The sequence below is a fragment of the Pseudomonas syringae group sp. 247E2 genome, from assembly GCF_032587795.1.
In the GTDB taxonomy this organism is placed as follows: domain Bacteria; phylum Pseudomonadota; class Gammaproteobacteria; order Pseudomonadales; family Pseudomonadaceae; genus Aquipseudomonas; species Aquipseudomonas amygdali.
Window position 1 is genome coordinate 819,844 of sequence record NZ_JAWHPK010000001.1, and the last position, 13,041, is coordinate 832,884.

At 58.2% G+C, this 13,041-nt stretch carries 4 protein-coding genes; all 4 read left to right on the top strand.

Annotation, left to right across the window (positions count from 1 at the left end):
• Window positions 1–90 precede the first annotated feature (90 nt).
• The 4 genes from fadD1 to RYC18_RS03795 all read left to right on the top strand — a co-directional run bounded on the left by fadD1 (window position 91) and on the right by RYC18_RS03795 (window position 13,001).
• Window positions 91–1,782, top strand: coding sequence for a long-chain-fatty-acid--CoA ligase FadD1 (fadD1, locus tag RYC18_RS03780; protein WP_057405502.1), 1,692 nt, complete (start codon window positions 91–93; stop codon window positions 1,780–1,782).
• 931 nt (window positions 1,783–2,713) lie between these two features.
• On the top strand, window positions 2,714–6,625 hold the full coding sequence (hrpA, locus tag RYC18_RS03785; protein ID WP_046832731.1) for an ATP-dependent RNA helicase HrpA: 3,912 nt from the start codon (window positions 2,714–2,716) through the stop codon (window positions 6,623–6,625).
• Window positions 6,626–6,866: 241 nt separating this feature from the next.
• Window positions 6,867–7,988, top strand: a complete 1,122-nt coding sequence (locus RYC18_RS03790) for a beta-ketoacyl-ACP synthase III (protein ID WP_004657547.1) — start codon at window positions 6,867–6,869, stop codon at window positions 7,986–7,988.
• A 120-nt stretch (window positions 7,989–8,108) separates the two neighbouring features.
• The gene (locus tag RYC18_RS03795; RefSeq protein WP_316883352.1) at window positions 8,109–13,001 is read left to right on the top strand and encodes an NEL-type E3 ubiquitin ligase domain-containing protein; all 4,893 of its coding nucleotides are present in this window, start codon (window positions 8,109–8,111) and stop codon (window positions 12,999–13,001) included.
• Window positions 13,002–13,041: the final 40 nt, after the last annotated feature.

Consider the following 13,041-nt stretch of genomic DNA (forward strand, 5'->3'; position numbering starts at 1 on the left):
GAAAAAAGCGTCTACTGCATAATTCCAAGCACAAGAAAATCATCGCTTCAGGCGATGTGAAGAATTCGCTATCGCTACGGAGCCGACTGAATGATTGAAAACTTCTGGAAGGACAAATATCCGTCTGGTATCCCCGCCGATATCAATCCTGACGAGTATCCCAATGTCCAGGCTGTCCTGAAGCTGTCCTGCCAACGCTTCGCCGACAAACCGGCGTTCAGCAATCTGGGCAAGACCATCACCTACGGCGAACTGTATGAGCTGTCCGGCGCGTTCGCCGCCTGGATCCAGCAACATACCGACCTGCAGCCGGGTGATCGCATCGCTGTGCAGTTACCCAACCTGTTGCAGTACCCGATTGCCGTCTTCGGTGCCATTCGCGCCGGGCTGATCGTGGTCAACACCAACCCGCTGTACACCGCGCGGGAAATGGAACACCAGTTCAACGACTCCGGCGCCAAGGCGCTGGTGTGTCTGGCAAACATGGCGCACCTGGCCGAAAAGGTCGTGCCCAAAACGCAGATCAAGCATGTCATCGTCACTGAAGTGGCTGACATGCTGTCGCCGCTCAAGCGTTTGCTGATCAACAGCGTCATCAAGTACGTGAAGAAAATGGTCCCGGCCTATCACTTGCCTAAAGCCGTCAAATTCAACGATGTGCTCGGCAAGGGGCGTGGCCAGCCAGTGACCGACGTGTCGCCCGGCAGCGCCGATGTTGCTGTGCTGCAATACACCGGCGGCACCACCGGTGTGGCCAAGGGCGCAATGCTGACTCATCGCAACCTGATCGCCAACATGTTGCAGTGCCGGGCGCTGATGGCTTCAAACCTTGGCGACGGGTGTGAAATCATCATCACGCCCCTGCCGCTGTATCACATCTACGCCTTCACCTTTCATTGCATGGCGATGATGCTGCTCGGCAATCACAACATCCTGATCAGCAACCCGCGTGATCTGCCAGCGATGGTCAAGGAGCTTTCGAAATGGAAGTTCAGCGGCTTTGTCGGCCTTAACACGCTGTTTGTGGCCTTATGCAATAACGAGGATTTTCGCAACCTCGACTTTTCGGCGTTGAAAGTTACCCTGTCCGGCGGCATGGCCCTGCAGCAGTCCGCTGCCGAACGCTGGAAGCAGGTCACTGGCTGCCAGGTCTGCGAAGGCTATGGCATGACCGAGACCAGCCCGGTGGCTACGGTCAATCCCGCTAAAGACGTGCAGATGGGCACTATCGGTATTCCTGTGCCGTCGACGCTGTGCAAGGTTATCGACGATGCCGGCAACGAGCTGGCGTTCGGTGAAACCGGCGAGTTGTGCATCAAGGGCCCTCAGGTCATGAAAGGCTACTGGCAGCGCCAGGAAGCCACCGATGAAATGCTCGACAGTGATGGCTGGCTCAAGACCGGTGACATCGCGATCATCCAGCCCGATGGCTACATCCGGATTGTCGATCGCAAGAAAGACATGATTCTGATCTCCGGTTTCAACGTATACCCCAACGAACTTGAAGACGTGCTCGCCACGCTCCCGGGCGTGTTGCAATGCGCGGCGATCGGCGTGCCGGACGAGAAGTCAGGCGAAACCATCAAGGTTTTCGTCGTGGCCAAACCGGGCGTTACCCTCACCAAGGAACAGGTCATGGAGCACATGCGCGCCAACCTGACCGGCTACAAGGTGCCGCGTAGCGTGGAATTCCGGGAGGTCCTGCCCACTACCAACGTCGGCAAGATCCTGCGTCGCGAGCTGCGTGATGAGGAATTGAAGAAGCTGGGCGTGAAGAAGTAGGGCGGAGCGCCGCACGATAGTTGAGATTATCGTTCCGCACGCTCCAGCGTGGGAATGCAGGTCTCGACGCTCTGCGTCGCAATGAGGACGCGGAGCGTCCGGAAAGGCATGCGACGCGGAGTGCCGCACGATAGTTGAGATTATCGTTCCGCACGCTCCAGCGTGGGAACGCAGGTCTCGACGCTCTGCGTCGCAAGAGGACGCGGAGCGTCCGGAAAGGCATGCGACGCGGAGCGCCGCACGATAGTTGAGATTATCGTTCCGCACGCTCCAGCGTGGGAACGCAGGTCTCGACGCTCTGCGTCGCAAGAGGATGCGGAGCGTCCGGAAAGGCATGCGACGCGGAGCGCCGCACGATAGTTGGATTCTCGTTCCCACGCTCCAGCGTGGGAATGCAGGTCTCGACGCTCTGCGTCGCAATGAGGACGCGGAGCGTCCGGAAAGGCATGCGACGCGGAGCGCCGCACGATAGTTGCGATTATCGTTCCGCACGCTCCAGCGTGGGAATGCAGGTCTCGACGCTCTGCGTCGCAAGAGGACGCGCAGCGTCCGGAAAGGCATGCGACGCGGAGCGCCGCACGATAGTTGCGATTATCGTTCCGCACGCTCCAGCGTGGGAATGCAGGTCTCGACGCTCTGCGTCGCAAGAGGACGCGCAGCGTCCGGAAAGGCATGCGACGCAGAGCGCCGCACGATAGTTGAGATTATCGTTCCGCACGCTCCAGCGTGGGAATGCAGGTCTCGACGCTCTGCGTCGCAAAAAGGACGCGGAGCGTCCGGTATTTCGTACCTCATACTTTGTTGTAATTGAGCCGTGCTGCCGGCAAACCATGACCGTGATGGATAGCCTGGCATTCAGGCCATTCGTCACGACCCGCCACAATCTGCGACAATCCGCACCTGCCATTTGAAAAAAGACCCTGCGCGCCTGATGACCGACGAATCGCCCTCTATCGACCAACTTCTGAAAAACCTCGACCAAGCGATGATCAGCGAACGTCATCGCCTGCGCCGTCAGTTGCATGACCTGCGCAAAAAGCCTGACGAGGCGAAGCTGGCGCAGTGGGTAGCGCGGGTTCAAGCCTCCTGTGCGCAGGTGACGGCGCGGCGTGAGAGCGTGCCGACGATCCGTTATGACGACAACCTGCCCATCGCCGCCAAACGCGATGAGATCAAGGAGGCCTTGCTCAAGCATCAGGTGCTGATCATTGCCGGTGAAACCGGCTCCGGCAAGACCACCCAATTGCCGAAAATCTGCCTGGAAATCGGTCGCGGCCAGCACGGTCTGATCGGCCATACCCAGCCGCGCCGGATCGCCGCACGCAGCGTGGCCAGCCGGGTGGCCGATGAGTTGGGCACACCGCTGGGCGCGCTGGTCGGTTATCAGGTGCGCTTTGAAGATCAGAGCGACAGCAACACACTGATCAAACTCATGACCGACGGTATTCTGCTGGCCGAAACCCAGCATGACCGCTTTCTGGAACGCTACGACACGATCATCGTCGACGAAGCCCATGAACGCAGTCTGAACATCGACTTCCTGCTCGGCTACCTGAAAACCCTGCTGCCACGTCGCCCGGACCTGAAGGTCATCATCACCTCCGCGACCATCGACCTGCAGCGCTTTTCCGAGCACTTCAACGGTGCTCCGGTGATCGAAGTGTCCGGGCGTACCTTCCCTGTCGACCTCTGGTACCGCCCGCTGACCAGCGAGCAGGACGAGGAAGGCAACAGCGTCGAAGAAGACCTGACAGTCGATCAGGCCATTCTGGCCACGCTGGATGAGCTGGCGGCCTTTGAGCGTAGCGAGCGCAAGAGCCCGGGCGACGTGCTGGTGTTTCTGCCCGGCGAACGCGAGATTCGCGATGCCGCCGAGGTACTGCGCAAGGCGCAGCTCAGGCACACCGAAATTCTGCCGCTGTACGCACGCCTTTCGCCTGCCGAACAGCAGCGTATCTTTCAGTCCCATCCGGGTCGTCGTGTGGTGCTGGCCACCAACGTGGCCGAAACCTCGCTGACCGTGCCGGGCATCCGCTATGTGATCGATACCGGTACTGCACGCATCAGCCGTTATAGCTATCGCGCCAAGGTCCAGCGCCTGCCGATCGAAGCCGTGTCGCAGGCCAGCGCCAACCAGCGCAAAGGCCGTTGTGGGCGTGTCGAGCCCGGTTTGTGCGTGCGTCTGTACAGCGAAGAGGATTTCAACGGCCGACCTGAATTCACCGACCCCGAGATACTGCGCACCAACCTGGCAGCGGTCATCCTGCAGATGCTGCACCTGCGTCTGGGCGAGATCACCGATTTCCCGTTCATCGAGCCGCCGGATGGCAAAGCGATCAGCGACGGTTTCAACCTGTTGCAGGAGCTGTCGGCGGTCAATCGCGAAAATCAGCTGACCCCGCTGGGCCGTCAACTGGCGCGCCTGCCAGTGGACCCGCGCATGGGTCGCATGCTTCTGGAAGCTGCGAAGCAGGGCAGCCTGCAGGAAGTGTTGATCGTGGCCAGTGCCATGTCCGTGCAGGATGTGCGTGAGCGTCCACCCGAGCGTCAGCAGGCGGCTGATCAGGCCCATGCGCAATGGAAAGACGCCGACTCGGACTTCGCCGGGCTGGTCAATCTGTGGCGCGGTTTTGAAGAGCAGCGCCAGACCCTGACGGCCAGTCCGCTGCGTAACTGGTGCCGGCGTAATTTCCTGAATTACCTGCGCCTGCGCGAGTGGCGTGATTCCCATCGACAGCTGAGCCTGATCTGCCGCGATCTGCAACTGACGGTCAACAAGGAACCGGCCGATTACCCGAAATTCCACAAGGCCATTCTTTCTGGTCTGCTGAGTCAGATCGGGCAAAAGGCCGACGAGGGTGACTACCTTGGCGCAAGGCAGCGGCGCTTCTGGATTCACCCGTCTTCCGGGCTCGGCAAGAAGCGCCCGCAGTGGTTGATGACCGCTGAGCTGGTGGAAACCACCAAGCTGTACGCGCGCATGGTGGCCAAGATCGATTCGGACTGGATCGAGCCGCTGGCTGGCCACCTGATCAAGAAAAATCATTTCGAGCCGCACTGGGAGAAGAAGCGCGGGCAGGTCGTAGCGTTCGAGCAGATTACGCTGTTCGGCCTGATCGTGGTTGGTCGCCGTCCGGTGCATTACGGGCCGATTGACCCGGTGGTGTCGCGTGAGCTGTTCATTCGCGAAGGCCTGGTGCGCGGTGATATCCTGTCGCGGGCAAAATGCCTGAGTGCCAATACCCGCCTGCTGGAGCAGCTCGATGAGCTGGAGGCCAAGGCTCGACGTCGCGATATTCTGGCTGACGAAGACACCTTGTTCAGCTTCTATGAAGCGCGAATCCCGGCCGAGATTCATCAGACGGCGACGTTCGACAGCTGGTACAAGACTGAAAGCCAGAAGAACCCGCAACTGCTGATCATGCGCGAAGAGGATGTGCTGGCCCGCGAGGCCAGTGAAGTTACCGCCGCGCAGTATCCGGATACCTTGCACCTGGGCGACCTCAGTCTGTCGCTGAGTTACCACTTTGAGCCCAACCACCCACGTGACGGCGTGACCTTGCGCGTCCCTGCGCCCCTGTTGCTGTCGCTGCCTGCCGAGCGCCTGGAGTGGCTGGTGCCGGGCTTGCTCGAGACCAAGAGCATTGCGCTGGTGCGCAACCTGCCCAAGGCGGTGCGCAAGAACTTTGTGCCGGTCCCGGATTTCATCAAGGCCGCGTTGCAACGTATTACCTTCGGCGAGGGCTCATTGCCCCAGGCGCTGGGGCGTGAGCTTCTGCGCATGACCGGCGTGCGGGTCAGCGACGAGGGCTGGGCCGAAGCCGCGCAGCAGCTTGAAGGCCACCTGAAGATGAACCTGGAAATCGTCGATGGCAGCGGCAAGTTTCTCGGTGAGGGGCGTGATCTGGCCGAGCTGACGGCGCGCTTTGCCGAGGCGAGCCAGGCCGCACTGGCCGTACCTCAAACCGCGAAAAGCCAGCAGCCGGTGCAGGCCAAGGCCTTTGCTGCGGTGGCGCAAAAGACTCAGCAGAACATCGCCGGGTTGTCGATGACGGTTTATCCCGCGTTGGTCGAAGAGGGCGGAGCGGTCAAGGAAGGCCGGTTCTCCACGCAGGCCGAAGCTGAATATCAGCATCGCCGTGCTTTGCAGCGTTTGCTGCTGCAACAGCTGGCTGAACCGGCGAAGTTCCTGCGTAACAAACTGCCGGGGCAGACCGAGCTGGCCTTGTTGCACCGCGAGCTGGGCCGCATCGATGCGTTGATAGAGGACATCCTGCTGGCCAGCCTCGACAGTTGCGTGCTGGAAGGTGAAGCCGAGTTGCCGCGCGACGGTGCCGGCCTGTTGTCGCTGGCTGAGCGCAAGCGCGCCGACTGGACCGAACACGCCGAACGGCTGGCGAAGCTGACGCTGGAGATTCTCAAGCTGTGGCACGGACTGCAAAAGCGCTTCAAAGGCAAGATTGACCTGTCGCAGGCGGTTGCCCTCAACGATATCAAGGCGCAACTGAGCAAACTGGTGTACCCCGGTTTCGTGCGTGAAACCCCGGCGGTGTGGCTCAAGGAACTGCCGCGCTACCTGAAGGCTATCGAGATGCGTCTGGAAAAACTGCCAGGTCAGGTGCAGAAAGACCGGGTGTGGAGCATCGAGCTGGCAGGCCTGTGGACGCAATACCAGACACGTGCCGACAAGCACGCCCAGGAAGGCAAGCGCGACCCGGAACTGGCGCTGTATCGCTGGTGGATGGAGGAATACCGCGTGTCGCTGTTCGCTCAGCAGTTAGGCACCAAAATGCCGGTGTCGGACAAACGGTTGAGCAAGCAGTGGAGTCAGGTGGAGGGCTGATCCTGCGTCGGCCTTCAGCACAGTCAATTGTCGCTATCAGGCCTATATTCATTGGCCCGATAGCGCCAAAACCGGGCTCTGTGGCACACTCCGCGCCTGTCTTCACCGTGTCATGAAATGCTGCTCTCTGTTGCGGGCAGCTTTTACAGTCGCACTGGTACGTTGGTCCCAAAAACAGAGGGCCTCCGAACACCGTGCCTGAGCAGGTGTTTACCTGCAACTCAATAAGAGAGGAACGACCGTGCACAACGTCGTCATCAGTGGCACAGGCCTGTTTACCCCGGCCAACAGCATCTCCAACGAAGAGCTGGTGCAGTCTTTCAATGCCTATGTCGCACAGTTCAACAGCGACAACGCAGCGGCTATCGAACGTGGTGAAGTGGAAGCACTCAGTGAATCCAGCGCCGCGTTCATCGAAAAAGCATCGGGCATCAAAAGCCGCTTTGTCATGGACAAGCAAGGCATTCTCGACCCGCAGCGCATGAAGCCCAACCTGCCGGAGCGCGGCAATGATGAACGGTCGATCCTCTGCCAGATGGGGGTTGCTGCGGCCGAACAGGCTTTGCAACGTGCAGGCAAAACCGCTGCCGATATCGACGGTGTAATCGTTGCCTGCTCCAACTTGCAGCGCGCCTATCCGGCGATTTCCATCGAGATTCAGGAAGCGCTGGGTGTCGCGGGCTATGGTTTCGACATGAACGTGGCCTGTTCTTCGGCCACCTTCGGTATCCAGGCAGCCTGCAACAGCGTGCAATTGGGGCAGGCCCGCGCCTTGCTGGTGATCAGTCCGGAAATCTGCACCGCGCACCTTAATTTCCGTGACCGTGACAGCCATTTCATTTTTGGCGACGGGGCCACAGCCGTTGTGGTCGAGCGCGCGGATCTCGCCACCTCGCCTTACCAGTTCGATATCGTCAGTACTCGTTTGTTGACCAAATTCTCCAACAACATCCGCAACAATTTCGGTTTCCTCAACCGTACCTCGGACGAGGGCCAGAATGCGCCGGACAAGCTGTTTGTGCAGGAAGGCCGCAAGGTGTTCCGCGAGGTCTGCCCGATGGTCGCCGAGCTGGTCGCGGCGCATTTGCAGGACAACGGTATCAACATCACCGACGTCAAACGCTTCTGGCTGCATCAGGCCAACCTGAGCATGAACCAGTTGATCGTCAAGAAGCTGCTGGGTCGTGATGCCACCGTAGAGGAAGCGCCAGTGATTCTCGACACTTATGGCAACACCAGCTCGGCAGGCTCGGTCATTGCGTTTCATACCTATCAGGATGACTTGCCCGAGGGCGCGCTGGCCGTGCTCAGCTCGTTCGGTGCCGGTTACTCGATTGGCAGCGTGATTCTGCGCAAGCGCTGATAGCGCTTTATGGGCAGCGTCTGGATATCAGACGCTGCCTGTCATATCCCGTTATGTCACCTGCACCCCGGCGGATCTTTATTGTGTTGGCTTTTTACCAAGCCATCACGGGTATCGATCATGTTTACCGCCTACACCACGTCTGGAACGCCAGCCTCGCCTGGTTCCCTGCCTTCCTCACGACAACTCGACTCTGCGCCATTCGACGTTGAGCATCCAAATGCCGGATTCATCAGAGGCAGCCTGCCTGACTGGTATTTGAACGCCCCGGCGACCTTGCGGCAGGCACTGCACGCCAGTCATCAGAAAACCCTGCGTTCCACGCATGCGCTCGGGCCCATTCGCAATCATCTTTTATCAGCACAAGCATTCGCAGCGCCTCTACTGGCGCAAGCGTTTTTCGAACGCTTCAAACTTCCATTGGATGTCGAAGCCTTTCAACTGATGACCTGGCGTTATGACGGTTCCTGGAAGCCGAATCCCCTTGAACAGACGCTGTTGCAGGCCGCCTTGCAGAACTTCGCCTCCAGTAACCGAAGCCGCTTCGATCCGTACTCGGCAATACTTCGCACTGGAGGCCTGCGTTACTGGCTTATCGACAGTGCTCAGCGCAGGTACAAGGTGGAATACAAGGACCGTCTTGATATCGACCTTGAGCAATTCGCTGATTTTTGTCATGAACTGGATCTTGGTGGCCAGTATCAGGCGCATCTGGACAGTGTATTCAAACCTTCCACGCCAGGCGCTGCGAAAGCGGTTGCCACTGTTTTTATCGACGGTGAGCGCGATGCTGTCGAGGTGCTTGCGCACATTGCCATGATGAAGGGCGATATCAGCGAAGCCGCTTACCAGATGCTGTTGAGCGTAGTGAAGCCCGACGTCCATGCGCAATGGGGGGGCAGGGGGTTGCGCTATTGTCAGTTGCATATGCTCGATACCTACGCTTTTTCGGGCTGCCTGTTACACGGGGCTTTGCTGATTCAGCAGGATATTGCTGACCCTGACAGTGGGCCTTGCCTTGTCTATATGCCTTCAGAGCCGTCACACCCGCTCAAACAGTTCGCCTCACTCCGGGCGTTCAACGACAGCCTCGTGGCAGCGCTCGACAGTGACAGTTTCAGGCGCTATTTCAGCCGCTTCGTCAGCCTTGGCCAAAGTCCGGAGTTTTTTGCGAAGCTGAAATCGCGGCTCTACCCGGTCCAGGAACACATGCTGGACGTCAATGCCGACCTGGTGTTGCAGGCGCAGCCATTTTCCAAGCCCCCGTTCGAGTTGCTTTACGACCACCTGCTGGCCAAAACCTACGTTGATTCACGGACCATAGCGGTGCCGTCTGCGCAGGCTGATCAGCTAGCCAGGGATGCGCTGCTCGACAACCTGAAAAACAGTGGCATGGACATACTCAATGCGGCCGGGCTCTTTGTGCCTGTGCTGGGTGAAGTCATGGCCGTGGTTGCTCTCTATCAGATTGTCCGCGAAGCGTTCGTTGCCTACGAAGACTGGACGCACGGGGAAGTGGAAGAGGCCATGCAACATGTTTATAACATCGCCGAAAACGTCGCTCAGACAGTGGTGGTGGGCAGCGTCATTGGCGCGCTCGATCGGCTGGAACCGTCGATGTTTATCGAAAGCCTGGTGCAGAAGAGGGTGGATGGATCGGTTCGTCTTGGAAAGCCGACTGTTGGCGGTTATGCGGATACGGTTACGGTGCCTGACGGTTTGCGTGCCAACCCGCTGGGGCTTTACGAATTCGACAGCAAGACGTGGCTGCCAATGAACGGCAAGCTGTACCGCGTTGAAGCAGACGCAACCGGAAAAAACTGGCGTATCAGGCACCCGCAGGATCAGCACGCCTACTCGCCTAAGCTTGAGCACAACGGGGCCGGTGCCTGGCGTCACGAGTGGGAAAACCCCATGGGCTGGGATGAGGTCACAGCGTTCAGGCGGCTTAATGTGACGTGTGATGCGTTCACCGAAGAAGAGATCTCGCGGGTCTTGAGCATTACAGGCAGCAACGAGGCGTTGTTGCGTCAGATACATGCCGAAAGTCATCCGCTTCCAGCTCTGCTGAGAGATGCCATCCAGCGCATGGAAATCGAGCGGGGCTTGCAAGCCTGCATAGACGCCCTCAAGGCAGAAGAGTCCTCGCCAGTGCCTGTCACTCATATCGAGCCATGGATGAAGCTGCTGGTGTCGTCGCCGCACTGGCACAAGAGCCGAGGGTTGTTAGTGTTAGACGCAGACGGAACCATGCTCGACGCCTGGAACGTGGGGGCGCATATGACATTTTCATCCAGTGTCGTGGGCGCGACAGAAGACCTCACGCAGGCGCTCGGCCAATTGCTGGAAGGGCTGACACCCGATGAAGTCAGTCATCTGACGGGAACCAGCGGTGCAGATAAAACTTCGCAGGTTCAAGGTTTCAAACGTTATCTGGCCGACTGTGCGCAACTTCACATGGGGCCGTTGCTTGACGAGGTTTATGCACTGCACAACCGCAGCAGTGAGCCGCTGGTCAAGCTGATTCAACGCGATTTCAGCAGTGTGCCGGACAGCATCGCTTTGGAACTCATCGAGATGGCGAGCGATGCAGACACCGCACGGATGACCTCGGAAAAACGTATCCCTCTTGAGCTTGCCGAGCATGCTCGTGAGTATCAGCAGCAACTGCGAATAAACAGGGCCATCGAAGGCTTCTACCGACGCTCGTCGGGTAATCCGGACACCTGTGCGACTGGGCTTGGCATGTTGCCGTACACGCCGGGCTGGCGTGGCGACGTTTCAATCGATCTGCTGAAAGACACGCTGGAGGGCGATGAGATCGCGAGCCTTGAAAGTGACCAGACGACTGTCGTGCATCGGGTTCTGATCAGAACCGAAGAGGTATTTCAGCCCTTCAATCAGTTGGGTGAGTCTATAGGTGAGGCTGGTCAGAGCTTTTTCAGTGCTCTGCTGAACGCGCTTCCTGATGACGTGCGAGTCAACATCGAATTGCCAGTGAATGCGGATGAGCAGCACCTGCGCAGTCTTTTGTGTCGTATCGCATCTGACAGACGCGACCGGATAGCGGAAATCCTGCAGTTGCAGCCGATCAAGCCTGGCATCAAATGGCCACAACGACTGCACGATGGCCGTGTGGGTTACCCCCTGAGCGGACGTTTGCGTGGCCTCTTCCGCAGGCTTGGGATTGGTGCGCCCAGCCACTCGCCAGAGCTTGCGGTAAAAAGCCTGTATCCGGATTTTTCCGAGGAGCAGGTTACGACGTTTCTTCAGGCTCTGCGTGCAGAGCACACAGGTTCTGCCTCGCAATTGACGAACTTTGTTCGACAAAGGCTGCAAGGCCTCGCTCAGGAACTGAGCACTTTGCAAACCGGCCTGGACAATTGGGTACTGCAAGCTGAGCCCTCGTCACTGCTTAGACCGAGGGTAATCGCGGCGTTGCGAATTCGCAATTGCTGGAGGCGCCTGAGCGCTCACTGCAGAAACTATCAGGGTGAGTTTTTGGGGTATTCGCTTGATCTGGAGGGTCTACGGATAGGAAACATGCCGGAGGTATTGGCTGACTTCAGTCATGTGGCGGTTTTAAACGCTCGAAACATGCGGCTTACCCATTTACAGGCTGATGTATTACTTAAGCATTTCAGCAATCTGCATTCATTGAGCCTGGATTTCAATGCGCTGCAATCCCTGCCAGAGTCGATAGGGCGGATGACTCGACTCAGAGAGTTGTCACTCAGACACAACCCGCTGGTCTGGACCGACCAGTGCAACGCCGGTTTGCGCAATCTGAGCCGACTGGAAGTTCTGGACCTCAGTTTTTGCTCGCTTGGGCGGAGCACGCGGCTGAGTCCGCTCAACGCACTGCGCATGCTTTTTTTACGTTCTACAGGTATTGAAAGGGTGCCAGAGTGGAACTGGCGCAGTTCTGATCTGATGCTTCTCGACCTTCGTGACAACCATATCTCGGACATAACCACCCAGGCGCTCGCCCTTATTGATCGCTCCCTCAGCGATAATCGTCTGAATATACATTTGAATGGTAATCCGCTGAGTGTGCAGACGCATGAACGGATCAGAGTGCTGCGTGAGCAACGGTATCAGTCCCGTTTGGGTATCAGCCATAACCGCTTGTTGCATCAGGAAACGCCTGCCCTTAAGACCTGGCTTGGCAGTGCGAGTGGTGAGCAACTGGCTGCACGGACAGAGCTTTGGCATAACGTGCAGGACTGTTCCGGTTCTACGGATTTTTTTCAGGTACTGAGCGACCTGACCACTTCAGCAGACTTTTTCAATGATCGTAAAGCGCTCACGACACGGGTCTGGACGATGATGGAAGCGGCTGCTGAAAATGGGGAGCTGCGTCGGCAATTGTTTGATCTTGCCGCCCATCCTCAAACCTGTGGCGATGGTCTGGCGTTAATATTCGGGGACATGGAAGTTCGCGTTGGGGTGTTCGCGATTACGTCATCCACGCCGGAAGCCGCACGGCCACTGGAGCTGTTCAAGATGACCCGCAGTCTCGACCGTCTCGATGAGGTGGAAAAAATTGCCCGTCGCGATATTGCTCTTCGGATGACAAGCAATAAAACGGTAGATGAAGCCGAAGTACGACTGGCCTATCGAACGGGTTTGCAGGTACGGCTTGGATTGGCCAGCCGGTCCAGATCCATGCTGTTCAGGACTCTGGCGGGGGTGAGTGACGCCGATCTGGATTCCGCCTACCGCGAGATAATTGCGCGTGAAAGTACTCCTGCGTTTTTCGAATCACTGATTGCCAGGGAGTTTTGGATGGATTATTTGGAAATCCGCTACGCCCACGAGTTTGAGCCGGTAAAGCGCCCTTTTGCTGAGCGTCTCGCCGTTCTGGATGAGCTGTCGCCGGACATGCAATCCGATCAACAATACCTTGACCGGGTAAAACAGATCACCAAGGAACGCATGCGTGCGATCAAGGCGTGTGCGATCAAACTTTCCATACAGCTCTCGGACGCTGTGAACGCGGGGCCTCAATAAGGGATACTCTCCATAACGCCTGACAATCCGGGGAATCTGC

Coding starts and splice junctions, on each gene's coding strand:
- fadD1 (WP_057405502.1), top strand. CDS start 91: ATGATTGAAAACTTCTGGAAGGACAAATATCCGTCTGGTATCCCCGCC.
- hrpA (WP_046832731.1), top strand. CDS start 2,714: ATGACCGACGAATCGCCCTCTATCGACCAACTTCTGAAAAACCTCGAC.
- RYC18_RS03795 (WP_316883352.1), top strand. CDS start 8,109: ATGTTTACCGCCTACACCACGTCTGGAACGCCAGCCTCGCCTGGTTCC.